Origin of the sequence: Paraburkholderia sp. CI2 (assembly GCF_014201055.1) — a bacterium.
Classification (GTDB): Bacteria; Pseudomonadota; Gammaproteobacteria; order Burkholderiales; family Burkholderiaceae; genus Paraburkholderia; species Paraburkholderia tuberum.
Map to the genome: position 1 here is coordinate 1 of NZ_JACHDL010000008.1, position 20,092 is coordinate 20,092.

Annotated in this window: 15 protein-coding genes; 9 read left to right on the forward strand and 6 right to left on the reverse strand. The window is 62.0% G+C overall.

Going from position 1 to position 20,092, the window contains the following annotated elements:
* Positions 1-190: 190 nt before the first annotated feature.
* The 6 genes from HDG32_RS13295 to HDG32_RS13320 all read right to left on the reverse strand — a co-directional run bounded on the left by HDG32_RS13295 (position 191) and on the right by HDG32_RS13320 (position 8,552).
* Positions 191-1,210 carry an ABC transporter ATP-binding protein gene (locus HDG32_RS13295; RefSeq protein ID WP_184067462.1) on the reverse strand — a complete coding sequence of 340 codons (1,020 nt, stop codon included), beginning with the start codon at positions 1,208-1,210 and terminating at the stop codon, positions 191-193.
* Positions 1,207-2,208: an ABC transporter ATP-binding protein gene (locus tag HDG32_RS13300; protein ID WP_184067465.1), complete on the reverse strand. Its 1,002-nt coding sequence runs from the start codon at positions 2,206-2,208 to the stop codon at positions 1,207-1,209. The genes HDG32_RS13295 and HDG32_RS13300 overlap by 4 nt, the downstream gene beginning before the upstream one ends.
* Position 2,209: 1 nt before the next feature.
* Positions 2,210-3,160 (reverse strand): ABC transporter permease, encoded by a 951-nt coding sequence (locus tag HDG32_RS13305; protein WP_409340029.1) that lies wholly within the window; start codon positions 3,158-3,160, stop codon positions 2,210-2,212.
* A gap of 1 nt (position 3,161) precedes the next feature.
* Positions 3,162-4,097, reverse strand: coding sequence for an ABC transporter permease subunit (locus HDG32_RS13310; RefSeq protein ID WP_018417493.1), 936 nt, complete (start codon positions 4,095-4,097; stop codon positions 3,162-3,164).
* A 17-nt stretch (positions 4,098-4,114) separates the two neighbouring features.
* The gene (locus HDG32_RS13315) at positions 4,115-5,731 is read right to left on the reverse strand and encodes a peptide ABC transporter substrate-binding protein (protein WP_184067468.1); all 1,617 of its coding nucleotides are present in this window, start codon (positions 5,729-5,731) and stop codon (positions 4,115-4,117) included.
* Positions 5,732-5,861: 130 nt separating this feature from the next.
* Complete coding sequence (locus HDG32_RS13320) at positions 5,862-8,552, reverse strand: TonB-dependent siderophore receptor (protein ID WP_184067471.1); 2,691 nt, start codon at positions 8,550-8,552, stop codon at positions 5,862-5,864.
* A 1,076-nt stretch (positions 8,553-9,628) separates the two neighbouring features.
* Here HDG32_RS13320 and HDG32_RS13325 point away from each other — a divergent pair.
* The 9 genes from HDG32_RS13325 to HDG32_RS13365 all read left to right on the forward strand — a co-directional run bounded on the left by HDG32_RS13325 (position 9,629) and on the right by HDG32_RS13365 (position 20,091).
* On the forward strand, positions 9,629-10,240 hold the full coding sequence (locus tag HDG32_RS13325) for a MotA/TolQ/ExbB proton channel family protein (protein ID WP_184067474.1): 612 nt from the start codon (positions 9,629-9,631) through the stop codon (positions 10,238-10,240).
* Between the two features lie 24 nt (positions 10,241-10,264).
* Entirely contained in the window at positions 10,265-10,684 is a 420-nt protein-coding gene (locus tag HDG32_RS13330) for a biopolymer transporter ExbD (protein ID WP_121320625.1), read from the forward strand.
* Positions 10,681-11,424: an energy transducer TonB gene (locus HDG32_RS13335; protein ID WP_184067477.1), complete on the forward strand. Its 744-nt coding sequence runs from the start codon at positions 10,681-10,683 to the stop codon at positions 11,422-11,424. Before HDG32_RS13330 ends, HDG32_RS13335 begins: the two co-directional genes overlap by 4 nt.
* A gap of 175 nt (positions 11,425-11,599) precedes the next feature.
* Positions 11,600-13,498 carry an extracellular solute-binding protein gene (locus HDG32_RS13340; protein ID WP_184068036.1) on the forward strand — a complete coding sequence of 633 codons (1,899 nt, stop codon included), beginning with the start codon at positions 11,600-11,602 and terminating at the stop codon, positions 13,496-13,498.
* A 7-nt stretch (positions 13,499-13,505) separates the two neighbouring features.
* Complete coding sequence (locus HDG32_RS13345) at positions 13,506-14,558, forward strand: microcin C ABC transporter permease YejB (RefSeq protein ID WP_184067479.1); 1,053 nt, start codon at positions 13,506-13,508, stop codon at positions 14,556-14,558.
* Positions 14,512-15,624, forward strand: coding sequence for an ABC transporter permease (locus HDG32_RS13350; protein WP_184067482.1), 1,113 nt, complete (start codon positions 14,512-14,514; stop codon positions 15,622-15,624). Before HDG32_RS13345 ends, HDG32_RS13350 begins: the two co-directional genes overlap by 47 nt.
* Entirely contained in the window at positions 15,624-17,270 is a 1,647-nt protein-coding gene (locus HDG32_RS13355) for an ABC transporter ATP-binding protein (protein WP_184067485.1), read from the forward strand. Before HDG32_RS13350 ends, HDG32_RS13355 begins: the two co-directional genes overlap by 1 nt.
* Positions 17,267-18,706, forward strand: coding sequence for a TldD/PmbA family protein (locus tag HDG32_RS13360; protein ID WP_184067488.1), 1,440 nt, complete (start codon positions 17,267-17,269; stop codon positions 18,704-18,706). Before HDG32_RS13355 ends, HDG32_RS13360 begins: the two co-directional genes overlap by 4 nt.
* Positions 18,703-20,091 (forward strand): TldD/PmbA family protein, encoded by a 1,389-nt coding sequence (locus HDG32_RS13365; RefSeq protein ID WP_260336444.1) that lies wholly within the window; start codon positions 18,703-18,705, stop codon positions 20,089-20,091. The genes HDG32_RS13360 and HDG32_RS13365 overlap by 4 nt, the downstream gene beginning before the upstream one ends.
* The last annotated feature ends 1 nt before the right edge of the window (position 20,092 follow it).

Consider the following 20,092-nt stretch of genomic DNA (forward strand, 5'->3'; position numbering starts at 1 on the left):
GGAACCTGTTCCCACAACGACCCCGGATAGATTTGCGCAAGCCCAATTTACGTCAACACCACCTCGCTTGCAAAAGTCAGGCTGACCATAGATTTGCTTTTGGCCCATCACCAAGCCATCAGCTCGGGCCGGTCGAGCGTGGGCTTTCGTCGCTGTCCCGGTTGTTGAACTCCCGCCCATGAAACAGGCGCTATTCGGTAGGAACGGGAACCCGGATGCACGCAACCCGCCGTGCATCACCTTGCCGGGAAACCGCTTGCGGTTGCGCATCGCCGCATGCGTCGATCGCGGCGGGGCAGCGCGTGCGGAACGCGCATCCCGACGGCGGTTGCAAGGGCGACGGAATCTCGCCTTGAAGCAGCAGATGCCGTCGCGCGCGCTCGACGGTCGGGTCGGGAACCGGTACGGCCGACAGCAATGCACGGGTATAGGGATGCGCAGGTGCCGCGTACAGCGCGCGTTTTTCGCCGAACTCTATCACGCGCCCCATATACATCACCATCACGCGATGGCTGATTGCTTTCACCACGGCCAGATCGTGCGCGACGAACAGCAGCGACAACGACAGTTCGCGTTGCAAGTCGCGCAATAGATTAACGATTTGCGCTTGAATCGACACGTCGAGCGCGGACACCGGTTCATCGCAGATCACGAGTTGCGGCTCGCTGATCAATGCCCGTGCAATTCCGACGCGCTGACATTGCCCGCCCGAAAACTCATGCGGATAGCGCCGCAGATGCTGCGCATTCAGGCCGACGCGTTCGAGGATGGTCAGCACCCGAGCGCGCACATCGGCGCGCGCGACATCGGGCCGATGCGTGATCAACGGCTCCGCGACGATCTGCTCGATCGTCATGCGCGGATCGAGCGACGCCAGCGGGTCCTGAAAGATCATCTGCACGTCGCGCCGCAAGATGCCGAGATCGCGCTTCGCGCCTTGCACGGTTTCGACGCCATGAAGCTTGACGCTGCCGCCCGACGCAGGCGCAAGACCGACGATCGCGCGCGCGAGCGTGGACTTGCCGCAACCGGATTCACCCACCAGCCCGACGGTTTCGCCGCGCCGTACATCGAACGACACGCCGTCGACAGCGCGCAGCGTGGCCTTGCCAGACCACGGTAATTTGCCGCGCGGCACGCTGAAATGCACCTTCAGTTCGTTCACCGACAGCAGCGGTTCGGTACTGTTGCAAGCGGAATGCTGGTTCATCGAACGGCCCCCAGAATGGCTGGAACCGGACGGTGGCACGCGCGCAATGCACCCGCCAGATCACTACGCGCGTCGAGCGACGGCACTGTGGTGCGGCAAGTATCGTCTGCAAACGAACAACGCGGTGCGAACGCGCAACCCGCGCCAATTTGCCCCGGCAAAGGCGGATTGCCCGGAATGGTTTGCAACGGGCGGTCGTCGTCGTCGGTGATGCGCGGCAGCGCGTTCAACAGGCCGATCGTGTACGGATGGGTCGGCGCGGCGAACAGCGCACGCGCGTCTGCCTGCTCGACCGTGCGCCCTGCGTACATCACCATCACGGTATCGCACAAACCGGCGACCACGCCCATGTCGTGCGTGATGAGGACGATTGCCGTGCCGCGCTCGCGATTCAGTTCGCGCAGCAATTCGATGATTTGTGCCTGAACGGTGACGTCGAGCGCGGTAGTCGGTTCGTCGGCAATCAAAATTTCCGGTTCGGACAGCAACGCCATCGCAATCATCACGCGCTGCCGCATACCACCGGAAAACTCATGCGGATACATGCCGATGCGGCGTGCGGCATCGGGAATCCGCACCGTGTCGAGCACCTCGATGGCACGCCGACGCGCTTCGCGACGCGACAGCTTCTTGTGCAATTGCAGCGATTCCGTCATCTGCCGTTCAATGGTCAAAAACGGATTGAGCGCCGTCATCGGGTCCTGAAACACCATGCCGATCCGGTTGCCGCGAATCCTGTTCAGCGCTGCGTTGTTCATCGTCAGCAGATCGCCGCCGTCTTCGCCACGATACAGTGCGGTGCCCGACACGCTGCCGTTCGACGACAGCAAACCGAGCAGCGCCATCACGGTCTGACTCTTGCCCGACCCGGATTCGCCGACGATGCCCAGCGTGCTGCCCGCGTCGAGCGAAAACGACACGCGTTGGACCGCATCGACCAGCGGTCCTTCGCGGCGCGTGAAGCGCACACTCAGGTCCTTCACTTCGAGTAGCGCCATGTCAATGATCCTTGGGGTCGAGAGCGTCGCGCAGACCGTCGCCGACGAAGTTCACGCAATAAAGCGTCACGCACAGCATGACGGCTGGGCAGAGCAGCAGCCACGGCATCGATTCGAGTTTTTGGGCACCGTCTTCGATCAGCACGCCCCAACTCGTCATCGGCTCCTGGACGCCGAGTCCGAGAAACGACAGCACCGATTCCGTCAGCACGATCGACGGCACTGTGACCGTGGCATACACGACCACCACGCCGATCAGGTTCGGCACGATATGCCGCGCGATGATGGCGCGGGTGCTGACGCCAGTCGCACGCGCCGCGTCGACGAATTCGCGCGAACGCAGCGACAGCGTCTGACCGCGCACCACGCGCGCCATATCGAGCCACGAAAACGCGCTGATGGTCAGCACGACCAGATAGAATGCGCGGCCGAACAGCGTCATCATCATGATCGCGATCAGCATGTACGGAATCGCGTACATCACGTCGACGACGCGCATCATAACGGCATCGACGCGTCCGCCCATGAAGCCGGCTGTCGCGCCCCACGCGACGCCGATCAGTCCGGACACCAGCGTGCCGAGCAACCCGACTTCGAGCGATACGCGCCCGCCCACCAGCGTGCGCGCGAGCAGGTCGCGACCGAGTTCGTCGGTACCGAACAGATGCATGCCGAGCCACGACGGCGGCAGACTGATCGATCCCCAGTCGCTGTCGACCGGATTGTTGGGCAGAAACAGCGGCCCCGCAAAGCATGCGACGACGATCAGCAGCAGGATCACGAGACTTGCAAATGCCGCGCGATTACGCAAAAAGCGCATGCCGGCAATCGCGAACGGTCCGCGCGAAGCCTTCGTGACGATGCCGCCGGACAGACAGCCGCCTGCGGACGCCGCATCGGCCGGCGGCGCGACGAACGCACGCGCGGCCAGGTTGAATCGACGAATCTTCATGTCAGTACCGGATGCGCGGATCGAGCCATGCGTAAGCAAGATCGACCAGCAGATTGAACAGGACCGCGAATGCCGTGATCAATGCGACCAGACCGAGCACCAGCGTGTAGTCGCGATTGATCGCGCCGTTCACGACCAGTTGCCCGAGACCGGGCAGCGCGAATACGGATTCGGTGACGACCGCGGCGGTGATCGACGAAATGCACAGCGAGCCGAGTAGCGATACGACCGGCATCAGCGCCGGTTTCAGCGCATGACGCAAGACGATGGTGCGGCCGGCCAGACCTTTCGCGCGCGCGGTCCGGATGAAATTGCCGGACAGCACTTCGATCATGCTGCCGCGCATCACGCGCGCAATCGTCGATACGTTGATGATCACGAGCAGTACGATCGGCAATACGCGGTAGTGCCAGTCGCCGTCACCCCAACCGCCAGCGGGCAGCAGACCATGCTCGCCGCGCTTGATCAGGATCGCGAAGACCCACACCAGCACGGGGCCGAGGATGAATGGCGGCACCACACTGCCGAGATTGCCGAGCAACATCACGCCGTAGTCGATCACGCCATTGCGGCGCACCGCCGCAACCGTGCCGAGCGCCACACCGATCACCAGCGCGATCGGCACCGAAATGCCGCCGACGCCGAGGCTGACCGGTAGGGCTTTCCACACCAGTTCGCTGACCGACCAGTCCGTGTAACGGAACGACGCGCCGAGATCGCCGTGCAGCAGCGAGTCGATGTAGAGCAAATACTGCTTCCACAGCGGCTGATCGATGTGGTATTTCGCGTCGAGATTGGCAAGCACGGCCGCCGACAGATGCTTCTCCGAATCGAACGGGCCGCCGGGCGTCAGGTGCAGCAGCAGATAGCACGCGGTGATCACGGCGAGAATCGTCGGGATCGCCCATAACGCGCGGCGCAATGTATAAGCCAGCATGGCAAGGCTCCTTGCGCTCAGTGCTTGATGATGTACATGTCCTGCGACTGCCGCTGATCGACGTAGTTGGTCGGCGAATAGCCGCCCACATACGATTTCACGAGCCGCACCGCCGAGTACTGGAACATCGGAATCAGCGGATAGTCGTTCATCGCGATGTCGTGCGCCTGCGTTAGCATCGCGGTGCGCTTCGCTTCGTCCATCTGCTGGTTCGCCTGATCGATCAACGCATCGACCTTCGGATTGCAGTAGTGCTGGTCGTTCTGCACGCTGTTGCAGCGGATCAGGTCGAAGAACGACATCGCGTCGTTGTAGTCGACGAACCAGCCGTCGCGCGACGCCTGCACCTTGCCGTCGTGGCGCATTTTCAGCAGCACGCGGTTCTCGACGTTTTCGAGCTTCACGTTGACGCCGAGCTTGGTGCGCCATTCCGACGTCGTGAATAGCGCGACCTTCTTGTGCAGGTCGTTGGTGTTGTATGTCAGCGTGAACGTCAACGGCTTTGCAGCGGAATAGCCCGCCTGTTTCAGCAGGTCTCGCGCGGTTTCGATGCGCTTCGCCATCGGCCACGCGGCCCAGTCGGGCTGGAATTGCGCCGCGCCTTGCGTGCCTTTTGCAATCAGGCCGTACAGCGGCAACTCGCCGCTTGCGGTCAGTTTGGACGTCAGCAGGTTGCGGTCGATCACCATGGACAGCGCCTCGCGCACGCGCTTGTCCCTGAAGGCCGGGTCGGCGTTGTTCAGCGAGTAGTAGTAGGTGGCGATAAACATCCCGGTCTTCAGTTCGGAGCCGAACTGCTTGCTGACCTGGTTATAGATGCCGGACGGAATCGAATACGTGTAATCAAACTGGCCGGCCTGATACATCCGCATTGCCGTTTCGTCGCTTTCGATCGGTAGATAGGTGACTTTCGTGATCGCGACCTTGCTCGCATCCCAGTACTTGTCGTTCTTCACCATCACGAGACGGTTGCCCGGTTGCCAGTCGCTCAACGCATACGCACCGTCGCTGACCATGTGGCCGGGACGGGTCCATTCGTCGCCGTACTTCGCGACCGTCGCGCGGTTCACCGGCGCCATCGTCGACATTGCGGTCAGTTGCGGAAAGAACGCAGTCGGGTCTTCGGTCTTGACCTCCACCGTGTACGGATCGACCGCGCGCACGCCGAGACTCGCGAGCGGCGCCTTGCCCGCCAGAATCGCCTTCGCGTTCTTCACGAACTCGACCAGGATCGTGTATTTCGAGCCGGTCTTCGGATCGACCACGCGTTGCCATGAATAGACGAAATCGGCGGCCGTGACCGGCTCGCCGTTACTCCAGCGCGCGTTGTGGCGCAGCTTGAAGATCCATGTATCGGGCGCGCTGCGGCTCCACGATTGCGCGACGCCCGGCACGACCGCACCGTCGGCGGCGATTCGCGTCAAACCTTCGAACAGGTCGAGGCCGATGGTATTAGCGGCCCAGGATTCGATATGCGCGGGGTCGATCGATTCTGCCTCGACGGGTGTTTGCCGCGTGAGTTCCTGGGTGGCTGCGAGCGTGACGCCGGGCGGGATCGTCACGGCGTGGGCGGGAGAGAGAAGGGCGAGCGCCAACGCGGCCAACGCCGCCCGAGTGGCGTGAATCGGTTTCATTGCGTATTTCAAGTGGCATCCGAATAGCAAAAAAGCTGGCGGTGCGCGAGGCACCGCCGCCAATCCTCTTCAACAACGAAGAAGAGGCAAGAGGAGACCTACGGTCCTGCGATAAAGCCCGCTGCGACGATCAGAAGCGGTAGGTCGCACCGATCTGGAAGAAGCGGCCCAGATTCGTGTACAGCGACTGGTCGTAGCCGGTGATGTCCGGCGTTGATTGCCACTCCACGTCGAACGGCGGCGTCCTGTCGAAGATGTTCTGGATGCCACCATAGATCGTCCAGTTCTTGAAGCCGCGATACGTCATCATCAGGTTGAACTGGCTATACGACGCCACCGAACCCGTGCCACCGTCGCCGAACTCGGCTGCCACTGCGTTGGTGTACGGACCCGTGTACTGCCAGCTCAGCGTCGTGGTCATCTTGCGGTAATCCCAAGTCAGGCTCGTGTTGCCCTTCCAGCGGGGATTCGACGCACCGAACGGTTGCAGCAGCGCGAGGTTGTTACCCGCGAAGTCCTGCGTTGCAGCGCCCGGGCTGTTCAGCTTGAAGTGCCACACGTACGCCCAGTCGCCCGACAGCGTGAACGTGCCGTACTTCGTGCCGACCGACTTGCGGAAGTTCATGTCGAAGCCGTCGGTATCCAGCGAGCCGAGGTTGATGAACTGTTGCGAGATGTAGCGGATCGTGCCGTCGGGATTGCGCACGACCCTCGACGGGTCGTTGGCATCCAGCACGGCATTCGGATCGTCGGTACCGATCACGCCGTCGATATGAATCTTGTAGAACGCTGCACCGATATCGGTCGACGCATCCGGCGACAGTTGGAAGCCGATGTTGTAGTTCTTCGTGTGCTCCGGTTGGAGGTTCGGATTGCCATTGATCTGTTCCGTCGTGAAGTGCTTGGTCGGCACGCCGCTCGGGTCGTTCGGATCGACGAGGTTCTGGTGAGCCAGGTAGGTTGCCTGCGAGTTTTCGACCAGCGTCGGCGCGCGGAAACCACGGCTGTACGACGCGTACGTCGTCAGCATCTGGACCGGTTGGAAGCGCAGTGCGAAGTTCGGCGAGAACGCGCCGCCGAAGTCGCTATAGTGGTCATAGCGGCCCGCTTGCGTGAACGTCAGGTTGTGGATGATCGGAATATCGATCTGGTAATACACAGCCGCGATGTTGCGTTCGCCGTCGACGGACTGAACGTTCGCCGGCACGACGATCCCTTGCGACGAGTATGTGCGCGGGTTGATCAGCGAGCTTTCGTGACGGAATTCCGTACCGAAACCGATGCCGACCGGACCAGCCGGCAGGTTGAACAGATTGCCGGTCGAGGTCTTCGCCGTCAAGCTGTCGAGCTTCGAGATCGCCTGCTGGTAGTCGTTCTGGAACAGGCCGTTCAGACCGTTCGGTGTCGATGCCGGGTTCGCGAAGTTGTAGCCGCCGTTCGGGCCGAGGATGTTTTCAAGCGCGGCCGTGTTGATCATGTTCGAGTACGTCGTGTCGACCGTGCTCTGCGAATGACCGTAGTCCACCGACCAGTCCCAGTCGCCGACCTTCGGCGTGGTGAACGAACCCTTCACGCCCGTCGAGGCCTTCCAGAACGTCGATGCCGTGTCTGCGCGCTGCGCAATGCCCGGGAAGGTCAGGTTGATCGGCGTATCGACACCGTACGGGTTGTACGGATTCAGCGCCGACACCGTGCGGTCGAGCTGCGACACCGAGCCGGTCAGCGGATTGAACACGTTCGACGTGCTGCTGATCGACGGGCTGCCGAAGTACTGGACCGTCTCGTTGCGGCTCGCCCACAAGTCGGCGTAAGCCTGTATGTCGTCGTTGATCTTGAAGGTGCCACGCACCTTCGCGTTCAGACGCGTCGTCTGCGGAATCAGCGAGTACGTGTTCGCGTTCTTGTACACGCACGTTGCGCCCGCCGCGTTAGTGCTGCCCGGGGGGCATGGGCTCAACGCGGCGGTCGAGCCGTCCGGCAGTTGCCAGAATGACTGCTGGTTCGGACCAAGAGGACCCGCCGACCCACCTGGGTACTGGCTGAAGTCTTGGTTTTTGGTCATGTCGCGCTGGTCGAGCGTCGAACCGGAATCGCGATAGTAGCTGGCGGCTGCCGTCACGTTGAAACGATCCGAGTTCAGGTCGCCGAAGCCGCCGAGCACGCTGAAGTTGCCCTGAGCGTTACCCGGATGCTGTGCCTTGCCGAGCTGCCCGTCGACCTGAAGACCCTGGAAGTTCTTTTTCGTGATGATGTTGACCACGCCGGCAATCGCGTCGGAACCGTATGCGGACACGGCGCCCGTCTTCACGATTTCGATGTGATCGACGATGTTCAGCGGGATCGTGTTGACGTCGAAGAACGTGTCGGTGAAGTTCACCGCCTGTGCGTAGTTCGCGACGCGTTGGCCGTCGACCAGCACCAGCGTGTACTTCTCGGACAGACCGCGCAATGCGATCCCCGAGCCGCCCGGCGCCGTGCCGTTCATCGTGGTGGAACCCCAACTGGACGCGGAGTTGGCAGACATGCCGCGCAGGAAGTCGGCCACGGTCGTGTAGCCGCTTTGCTGGATTTCCCTTGCTGTAACGGTCTGGACTTCGACGTTGCCGGTCTTGTCCGATGTGCGGATCAGCGAACCGGTGACTTCTACTTTTTCGAGCTTGCTGACGGCGGGGGGAGTCGCCGCTGGCGTGCTTGCGGCCGTCGGAACGGCCGCTGTATCAGGTTGGCTTTGTGCGTGTGCCAGCGGGACGAACGCCGCTGTCAACACCAGCTCGGCACCAATGATTCTTTTGATGGCTGAGGCCAATCGCTTTTGTTTCACTTGCGCTCCTTCTTGTTGTTAAGGCCACTTCCGTTGAACGATCACGCAAACGCAGGCGCGAGTTGCGCGTGCGATGCAGTGCGTTGACGTCAGCGAGTTCTTCGCTGTCCGGCGCATCCCCGCGCCGTCCCGCACATCCCGTCCAGGGTGCGTCGCCGATCGTGTCGGACGCGCGCGCCTTGGTCTTGAAGCGAGCGCAGCAAGAGCACGAGATATGCCATGTGTGAGGTCGCGGACCGTCGGAAAGGCCTTGAGCGGCCTCCGCAAATGCATCGAAGCGATTGATTTGCTTAGGAATTCAGAGTTACGAAAAATTGTGTCGCGCGGGTAGTGCCTGGAAATAAAGCATTCCTCGCGCGTAACAGAACGCAGGAAAGTTTCCATTAGAAAAAAATAAAGTTAGACGGCTTATTTTAATTGCCATTTGGTGCAGCTTACGCACCGTAAGAATGCTTAATTACAGAATTGGTGCATTAAATAAAAAATGATCCATGGCAATTAAATTCCCTAATTCGGGGCGATTAATGTGCCGTTGAAATTAACGGTAATAAGTGTAAGAAAGCGATTCTGTAAGGTTGCTTCGCGTTACGCGTAGGCATTTGTGGCTGGTAGCTGGTCTTCAATTGGTGCCTATTGCCATACTAAATCGAAAGTAATATGAAAGGTATATGTAATGAAATTGTCTATAGGTATTCTGAGATTGCACCAAAACGCTTCAAGTGCGACTTTTCGCACCATTTCTGCAATAGAGAATTAAAGGCTTTTGGAGAAACAGTCTTGGAAAACGGACTTACTCTAATTACAAAAATCAATTTGTTTTGCTATATGCGTGCGCGAGCGCCACGCAAGCCGCGGGCATGCGAGATCTTTGTCGCGCTCGGCAAGTCCATGAAATAAAAGGCAAAGCGTCCCGTGTAAAGGACTGGCGACGTTCGTTACGGAGAAACCAGTCGCCTGACCTGGTACGGGCTTTGCATAAGTGGCGGGCCTTTAGCCGGCGACTCACAAGGCAGCCGGCATCTCGAAACCTACCGTTATTCAACGGCCGCTTGAGCCTGTACTAACCGGAGTCCGCAGTGCTGAATACCCTCATTAACTACTCGATCCAGTCGATGGGTCTGATCCCTCTCCTCGCGTTCATCTTCCTGCTCGGCATCGCGATCATCATCGAACGATTCATGTTCTTCTCGCGTGCCGTGCGTGCCGGCAGGACCCTCGAACATGACCTGAAACTCGTCGATGCAGCCAATCTCGACGATGCCGCCAAAGTGGCCGAGCACTACAAGCAGACCGTGCAAGGCGAACTCGTGAAGTCGGCGATGAAAGTGAAGGGCAAGAGCGAAGCCGTGGTCGAACGCGAGATCGAGGAAACGATCATGTTCCAGTTGCCGCGTCTCGACCGTAACCTGTGGATTCTCGATACGGCCGTGACGCTCGGCCCGTTGCTGGGTCTACTTGGCACGATCATCGGCATGGTCGAATCGTTCAACGTGCTCGGCACCAGCGGCACCGCGAACCCGAACGGTGTGACGGGCGGCATCGGTCACGCGCTGACGGCCACTGCGTGCGGCCTGACCATCGCGATCATCTGCGTGATCTTCCTGAACTACTTCAACAAGCGTATCCGGATGACGGTCAACCAGTTCGACCTCATCAAGTCGCTGCTCGTATCGCGCTTCGCAGTCTGACGCCGGCACTCAAGGAGACGGACCATGCGAAACCATCGCAGCCATTACCTCGGCGGTGAAGAGAAAGCGCGCATCGAGATCATCCCGATGATCGACATCATGATGTTCCTGCTGGTGTTCTTCATGCTCGCGACGCTGAAGATGATCCAGGGCGCAGGCATCAAGCTCGACCTGCCGCAATCGAGCACCGCCGAGCAGTTGCAGCAGACCATCAAGGTATCGATCGGCGTGACGAAGACGGATGAAATCTATCTGGATTCGAAGCCCGTGACGCCCGACGAACTGACCGCGCGTCTGCAAGGTCTGGTTCACGACTCGAAGAAAGTAGATGTCGCGATTGCCGGCGACGAAGGCACGAGCTACAAGAATATCGTCAAGGTGATGGACCTGGTGCGCGCGGCGGGCATCAGTTCGGTTGCATTGGCCACGAACCCGACGACATGAGTTCACCGGCCATCGACATGAAAGATCCGCAAAACCGCCTGGACGGCGCTCTCTGGGCATCGACGACGCCGGCGCATCACGGTCGCATGCCCATGAAGCTGGCGCTCGGCGTTGCGGTGCTGGTCGAGGCGCTGGTGATTCTGGGCGTGTCGCACATGAAGTTCCAGCCGCCGCCGCCTCCGCCGCCGAAGGAGATGCGCGTGCAGATTGCGCCGCCGCCTCCGCCACCGCCGCCGCCCGAGGTGAAGAAGCTGGAGCCGCCGCCGGCGCCGCCCAAAGCGCAGCCGAAGCACGAAATACCGAAGCCGACCCCGACGCCGCCGCCGCCGCGACCGACGCCGCAGCCGGTGATCCAGCCCACGGCGAATCCGGCTCCGAACGCTCCGGCGATCGCCTCGCCGACGCCTGCGCCGGCACCCGCTCCGGCACCGGCCGCGCCGCCGGCGCCGCCCGCGCTGCACGGCGTGGTGGACGGCCGCGGTCATTGCCAGTCGGTGCAGCCGGTGATTCCGCGCAAGGCATTGACGGACGGTATTTCGGCGGACGTGATCGCGCATCTGACGATCGGTACGGACGGCAAGGTCAGCGACGTGAAGATCATGCGCGTCACGCCGCCGACGTCGGTGTTCAACGAAGCCGTGATTGCCGCAGGCAAGGCGTACAAGTGCGAGAAGAATGCCGAGCCGTATGTCGGCGAAGTTCAGTTCTCGTTCAAGACCACACCGTCCGACGACGAGTAACCACGACGAGTAACGACGACGAATAAGCTCAGCTTCGACGCGAACTTCCGGCCTTCGCAATTTACCCATCCGGCCTTCAACCCGGACCCGCGCGAGCGGTGGCTACCCGCCGCCGCCCGCGCGGTTTCGAAGCATCGCGCATCGGCTACGAGCCGATTGCGTCCAGACACGCATGATGACAACCGACAGGTTTCGAGGCCCGCGCGCGCGCGTCGTTAAGATGCTCGCGGCGCGGGTTGCGGTGACGCTCGTCGCGGGGCTGCTGGTCGTGCCGTTGACGACGGCGCCCGCGTTCGCGAGGGCGTCGATCGCGCAATACGACGCGCCGAAGTATCCGTCCGGGTTCACGCATTTCGATTACGCGGACCCGAATGCGCCGACCGACGGCACGCTGGTTTTCCAGAACTACGACGAAGCGCAAAGCTACGATTCGCTGAATCCGTTCCTGACGCGTGGTGCGCCGGCGCCGGACATCCTGCATCTGATGTTCGATACGCTGATGCAGCGCAGCTGGGACGAACTCGCGTCGGAATACGCATTGATCGCCGACGACGTCGAGGTGGCGCCGGATGGCAAATCAGCGGTGTTTCATATCGACCCGCGAGCGCGCTTTTCGAACGGCGATCCGATCACCGCCGACGACGTCAAGTATTCGTTCGATACGCTGACCAGCCCGCAGGCATCGCCGCTGTTCAACTCGCAGTTCGCGGTGATCAGCCGCGCCACGGTGCTCGACCCGTCGCGGGTGCGCTTCGACTTCAGGCACGTGGAACGCGACGCGCCGTTGATCGCAGGCGACCTGCCGGTTTTCTCGCGCAAGTGGGCAATGCAAGCCAACGGCACGCGCATCGCGTTCGATCAGTTGACCAACGTGCCGCCGGTGTCGAGCGGCCCGTATCTGATCGAGCAGCGCAAGAACGACACGCAGATCGTCTACCGTCGCAATCCGGCTTACTGGGCCGCCGATTTGCCGTCGCGGCGCGGCATGTACCGTTTCGCGCGCGTCGCGTTCAAGCTCTATCACGATCATTACACGCAGCTCGAATCGCTGAAAGCGCTCGATACCGACGTGATGGTCGAATACAGTTCGATGCAATGGGCGCGCCGTTATATCGGCAAGAACTTCGAGAACGGCGTGTTGCAGCGCAGACTCTTTCCGGATCACGGCGCGCAGATGCAGGGGCTGATGTTCAACACGCGCAGGCCGATGTTTTCGGATGTGCGGGTGCGGCATGCCCTTGCACTCGCGTTCGACTACGACTGGCTGAACCGGATGACCTTCTACGGCCAGTACCGGCGCACCAACAGCTACTTCGACGATAGCCCGTTCGCCGCGCAAGGCGTGCCGACCGCTGCCGAACTCACGCTGCTCGACCCGTATCGCGCGAGTTTGCCGGCGGCCGTGTTCGGTCCAATGGTCAGGCAGGCCGACACGATTGCGCCGCACACGTTGCGCGAGAACCTGCGCGAAGCGCGCGGCCTGCTCGCCGAAGCGGGTTGGACAGTGCGCGACGGCCAGTTGCGCGACGCGCACGGCAACCCGATGTCGATCGAAATCATCGACGATCAGCCGGGCATGGATCGCGTACTGCTGGCGTATATGCGCAACCTGCAACTGCTCGGCATCGATGCGCATATGCGCGAGATAGATAGTGCGTTGTATCAGAAGCGGATCGACAACTTCGAGTTCGATATGACGACGTTCGTCTATCTGCGCGTGACGATTCCCGGTTCCGAACTGGAGCGTCGTTTCAGCAGCGCATCGGCATCGCAGGTCGGCTCGGAGAACTATCCGGGCGTGAGGTCGCCGGCGGTCGATGCGCTGGTGCACGCGGTGATGCGCGCGAGCACGCTGAACGAACTCGAAACCGCGACCCATGCGCTCGACCGCGTGCTGATCAACGGCTATTACCTGGTGCCCGAATATTTCGCGCCGGATACGCGGATCGCGTACAAAAGCGCGCTCGGCTACCCGTCGGTGACGCCGGTCAGTTTTCAGGGCGAGGACTGGATCATCAGCTACTGGTATCGCAAGACGCCGTCCGCTGCGGCCAACACCGCCGCTGCGAAGTGAGGGGCTTATGTTTATCTACATCGTCAAACGTCTGCTGCTGATGATCCCGACGCTGATCGGCGTCGTTACGCTGACTTTCTTCGTGACGCAGTTCGTGCCGGGCGGCCCGGTCGAACAGATGATGACGCAGTTGCGTCACGGCCAGCAGCGCGGCGGCGAAGGCGGAGGCGGCGGCAGCGCGTATCACGGCAGCCAGGGCGTCGATCCGCAGCAGATCGAGCAGATCAAGAAGCAGTTCGGCTTCGACAAACCGCCGCTGACGCGCTATCTGAAGATGCTGAGGGACTACGCGCGTTTCGATCTCGGCCAGTCCTACTATCACCATCAGAGCGTGTGGGCGGTGATCCGCTCGAAACTGCCCGTGTCGATCACGCTCGGGTTATGGACGGTCGTGCTGACCTACATCGTGTCGGTGCCGCTCGGGATTGCGAAAGCGGTGCGCAATGGCTCGCGCTTCGATACCGCTACCAGCGTGATGGTGCTGACCGGCTACGCGATTCCGGGCTTCGTGTTCGGCGTGCTGCTGCTGATGCTGTTTGGCGGCGGCACGTTCTGGCAGGTCTTCCCGATGCGCGGCCTCACGTCCGATAACTTCGACGAACTCAGCGCGTTCGGCAAGGTGCTCGATTATCTATGGCACATCGTGTTGCCGGTGACGGCGTCGGTGGTTGGCAACTTCGCGATCGTCACGATCCTGACCAAGAATACGTTTCTCGAAGAGATTGGTCGTCAATACGTGCTGACCGCGCGGGCGAAAGGCGCGCCCAAGCGTGACGTGCTGTGGAAGCACGTATTGCGCAACGCCGCGATTCCGCTGCTGACCGGGCTGCCCGCCGCGTTTATCGGCGCCTTCCTGAACGGCAACCTGCTGATCGAAACGCTGTTTTCGCTCGACGGCATGGGCCAACTGTCTTATGACTCGGTGATCCGCCGCGACTATCCGGTCGTGCTGGGTTCGCTGTTCCTGTTCACGCTGATTGGTCTCGTGACCAAACTCATTGCTGACGTCTGCTATGTCCTCGTCGACCCCCGCATCCAGTTCAACAGCCTGGACCGATAAGCTGCCGCCCGGCGCGTTGCCGGTGTCCGTGTCGCCTGGGCGACGCGTCTGGCAGCGTTTCCGCCGGCAGAAGCTCGGTTACTGGAGCCTGATCGTGTTCGCGACGCTGTTCGTGCTGAGCCTGCTCGGCGAAGTGCTCGCGAATGACCGGCCGCTGATGGTCCGTTACGACGGCCATGACTATTTTCCGATCGTGAAGGACTATCCGGAAACGATGTTCGGCGGCGATTTTCCGACCCGCGCGAACTATCTCGATCCGTTTATCCGCAAGCAGTTGACGGAGAAAGGCAACTTCGCGATCTACCCGCCGAATCACTACCACTACGACACGATCGATTACTTCGCGACGCGGCCGTTTCCGGCGTCGCCGTCCGCGACCAACTGGCTCGGCACCGATCAATACGGCCGCGACGTGCTGTCGCGATTGCTGTACGGCTTCAGGCTGTCGGTGTTGATGGCGCTTGCGCTGACGGTGTCGGGTATCGTGCTGGGCGTGCTGGCGGGTGCGTTGCAAGGCTTTTACGGCGGCCGCACCGACCTGATCGGGCAGCGCCTGATCGAAGTATGGAGTTCGATGCCGGACCTGTATCTGCTGATCATCTTCGCGTCGATCTTCGAGCCGAGTTTGTGGCTGCTGTTTATCCTGCTGTCGATGTTCGGCTGGCTGGTGTTGTCCGACTATGTGCGCGCCGAATTCCTGCGCAACCGTTCGCTCGATTACGTTCGCGCCGCGCGCACGATGGGTTTGAGCAACTGGCAGATCATCTGGCGTCATCTGCTGCCGAACAGCATGACGCCGGTGATCACCTTCCTGCCGTTCCGGATGAGCGCCGCGATTCTGTCGCTGACGAGTCTGGACTTTCTGGGGCTGGGTGTCGCACCGCCCACGCCGAGCCTGGGCGAACTGCTTCAGGAAGGCAAGAACAACCTCGACGCATGGTGGATTTCGGTATCTGCGTTTGCCGCGCTGGTGATCACGTTGTTGCTGCTGACGTTCATGGGCGACGCGTTGCGCAATGCGCTCGACACGCGTTCGCGCGGGTCGGCGTTCGGCGGGAGGAAGTGATGGGCGACGCAACGTTGCACAAGCCTTTGCTGGAAATCGACACGTTCTCGATCCGTTTCGGCGACAAGGTCGCGGTTCGCGAACTGAATCTGACGATCGGGCGCGGCGAGCGGGTTGCGCTGGTCGGCGAATCCGGTTCGGGCAAGAGCGTCACGGCGCTGTCGATCCTGCGCCTCGTCGAACATGCGCAGACCAGCGGCCAGATCCGTCTCGACGGCGTCGATCTATTACAGAAAACCGAGCAGCAGATGCGCGGGATTCGCGGCGCCGACGTCGCGATGGTGTTTCAGGAGCCGATGACCGCGCTCAATCCGCTGTTCACGATCGGTCAGCAGATCGCCGAAAGCCTGCGTTTGCACGAGGGTTTGTGGTCGAACGCGGCGCGCGCCCGCGGCATCGAACTGCTGCGCCGTACCGGCCTTCCCGAGCCGGAACGGCGGATCGACAGCTACCCGCATCAACTATCCGGCGGACAACGCCAGCGCGCGATGATCGCGATGGCGCTCGCGTGCCGTCCGCGCCTGCTGCTCGCCGACGAACCCACTACCGCGCTCGACGTCACCGTGCGTCAGCAGATCGTCGATCTGCTGATCGAGTTGCAGGAACAGGAAGCCGCCGATCGCGGCATGGCGGTGCTGCTGATCACGCACGACCTGAATCTCGTGCGCCGCTTCGCCCAACGCGTGGCGGTAATGGAAAAGGGTGTGCTGGTCGAAACCAATACGACCCAAGCGCTGTTCGCAGCGCCGCAGCATCCTTACACGCAGCGATTGCTCGACAGCGAACCGCATCGCGAGATCGAGCCGATCGAACCGCACGCGCGTCGGGTGCTCGAGGTGCAAGGCCTCGCGGTCGATTACCGGACGGCCGCGAAAGGCTGGCGCTCGTTGTTCAGCGGTTCGACGTTTCGCGCAGTGCACGAGGTCGATCTGACGCTGCGTCGCGGTGAGACGCTCGGCGTGGTCGGCGAATCGGGCTCCGGAAAATCGACGCTGGCGGCGACGCTGCTCGGTCTGCAACGGCCCGCCGCCGGTCATATCCATATCGACGGCGCGCCGTTGTCGGCTTTGCGTGGCGCGAACTCGCGCCGCGCGTTGTACTCGCGGATGCAGGTGGTGTTTCAGGACCCGTTCGGGTCGCTATCGCCGCGTATGACGGTCGAGCAGATCGTCGGGGAATGGATCGAGGTGCACCGGCCGGAAATCGACGCGCGCACGCGCCGCGCGCGGGTGGGGACGATGCTCGAAGAAGTGGGCATGCCGCAAGAATCGATGCTGCGCTATCCGCACGAGTTTTCCGGCGGGCAGCGGCAGCGCATAGCGATCGCGCGTGCGTTGGCGGTCGAACCGGAAGTGCTGATTCTCGACGAACCGACCAGCGCGCTCGATGTGTCGATCCAGCAACAGGTGCTTAAGTTGTTGGCGGGCTTGCAGAAGAAGTACCGGTTAAGCTATCTATTGATCACCCATGATCTGGCGGTGATGCGTGCGATGGCGCATCGCGTGATCGTGATGAAGAACGGCCGCGTGGTCGAGGCGGGAGACACGCTCGATGTGCTGCATGCGCCGTCACATCCTTATACGCAGTCGTTGCTCGCCGCGTCGATGATTGCGCCGGAGCACGACGAACCCGAGGTATTGCAATGAGCGAATCGCGCTGGGCGCAGGCCACCCGTGCGTTGAAGAGCAATGCGGCGTTCTGGTCCTTACGGATTGTCGATGAGCAGATCGACGACCACGAAGTGCGCAACGACGTCGCGCAGCCGCTGCGCACGCAGCGCGAACGCGGCGCCATGCTGACCGCGTGGGCCGGCGCGGGCGCAGGCTATGCGGCGAGCACGGATCTGTCCATCGGGGGCTTGCAGGCTGCGCTCGATATCGCGACGCAACGTGCGCTGGCGAGCGCCGGCGCATCGCTGATCGACCATCGCGCGGTGTCGCGCGAAGCGCGCAGCGGCGCGTATGTCTCGCCCAATGCCGACCAGCCGCTGCCGACGCGCGGCGAATGGCTCGCGCGTCTCGCGCACGAATGCGCCGCCGCGAAAATCGACGACCGGATCGTCGAGCGCACGGCATCCGTGCAGATCACGCGCACCGAACAGGTTTATCTGACCAGCGACGGCGCGCGAATCGACCAGCGCTTTTGCCTCGTGATGCCGGAAATGAGCGTCGCGGCGCACGCGAACGGCGACACGCAGGTGCGCACGCTCGGCGGCAATTACGGCACGCTCGCGCAAGGCGGCGTCGAAGTGCTGGACCGCTACGCGTTCGACGGCGCAGGCGTGCGGCTCGCCACCGACGCGCTGACCTTGCTGGCCGCGCCGAACTGTCCGGCTGGTCCGCGCGACCTGCTGCTGATGCCCGATCAGATGATGTTGCAGATTCACGAATCGATCGGGCATCCGCTCGAACTCGACCGGATTCTCGGCGACGAACGCAACTTCGCCGGATGGAGTTTCGTGAAGCCGGAGATGTTCGGCACTTACCGTTACGGCTCGGAACTGCTCAACGTGACATTCGATCCGTCGTTGCGCGAAGAAGCCGCGTCGTACGCATTCGACGACGACGGCACTGAAGCGCGCAAACAGTATCTGATTCGCGATGGCGTGCTCGAACGTCCGCTCGGTGGCGCGCTGTCGCAACAGCGCGCAAAGATGGCGGGCGTCGCGAATTCGCGTGCGTCGAGCTGGAATCGCGCGCCGATCGACCGGATGGCGAACCTGAATATCGAACCGGGAGCCAGCACGTTGGGCGAAATGATTTCCGGCATCGAACACGGCATCCTGATGCGCACCAATACGTCGTGGTCGATCGACGATCACCGCAACAAGTTTCAATTCGGCTGCGAGTTCGGCCAGTTGATCGAAAACGGCAAGCTCACGCAAATCGTCAAGCAACCGAATTATCGCGGCATATCCGCGAATTTCTGGCGCAGCCTGAGCGCGGTCGGCAATGCCGGCACGCGCGAAGTGTTCGGCACGTCGATGTGCGGCAAAGGCGAACCGGTGCAACTGGTGCGCGTCGGCCATGCGTCGCCGCCGTGCGTGTTCACGCATGTCGATGTATTCGGAGGCGCGCGATGACTACAACCCATGCAGTCAATGCATCGAGCGGCTTCGATTTCGCCTCGAACGCGCAGTCGCCGGATTGGCACGCGCATTTCGCGCTGCTCGCCGATGCGATCGACACGTTGCTCAGCGGCGACGAAGTGGCGTTGACGCGGCTGTCGGCGGAGCAATCCGACTTTATCCGCTTCAACGGTGGCAAGGTTCGGCAGATCGGCCAGGTGTCGCAAGGCAAACTGACCGTCCGCCTGATCGACGGCGCCAGGCAGGCGTATTCGAGCTTCACGGTATGCGGCGATCCGGCGACGGACCTGCGCGATATCGCCGATGCGCTGAATACGTTGCGCGACGGCTTGCGCGATGCGCCCGACGACCCGCATCTGTTGTACGACGCCACCCAATGGACCCAATCGACGCGCCGCAGCGGCAAGCTGCCCGCGCCCGACGCACTGTTGCGGATCGCCACCGAAAGCGCGCGCGGACTCGATTTCGTCGGCTTCCATGCAGGTGGCTTGATGGTGCGCGGCTTCGCGTCGTCGCGCGGCAGTCGCGGCTGGTACGAAGTCAGCAACTTCAGCTTTAGCTGGTCGTTGTACGACCCGAGCGGCCGTGCGATCAAAAGCACGTACACCGGCGACCACTGGGACGACAGCGTGTTCGCCGCGAAGGTAGAACAGGCCGCCGCACGTTTGCCGGTGCTTGGACACACGCCGCGCGCGTTGTCGCCGGGGCGGTATCGCACGTATCTGGCGCCGGCGGCGATGCTGGAACTGGTCGGCACGGCGTCGTGGGGCGGGTTTTCCGCGCGCGCGAACGCCACCGCGCGCAGCCCGTTTTACCGGCTGCACAGCGGCGAAGTCGCGCTCGATCCGCGCGTGTCGATGACCGAAGACCTGAGCCTGAATATCACGCCGCGCTTCAACGAAGACGGTTATCAGCGCGACAGCGTGCCGTTGATTCACGACGGCCGCAACGCCGGGCAACTGACCAACGCCCGTAGCGCGCGCGAATACGGATTGACGCCGAACGGCGCGCTCGCCAGCGAAACGCCCGAGTCGCTGGCGATGGCTGGCGGCGATCTCGACGCCGCCGATATCCTTGCCGCACTCGATACCGGGCTGTATGTCGGCAATCTCTGGTACGTGAATTTTTCTGACCGGATGAATTGCCGGTTGACCGGCATGACGCGTTTCGCGACGTTCTGGGTCGAACGCGGCCGGATCGTCGCGCCGGTCGACGCGATGCGTTTCGACGACAGCCTGTACCGTTTGCTGTCGAGCGAACTCGAACGTCTCGACGCCCAGCCGGAACTGCTGCTGAACGATGGAACGGAGGGCGAGCGGCAGACCGGCGGCTGGAAACTACCCGGCTTGCTGGCACGCTCGTTCGAACTGACGCTGTGAG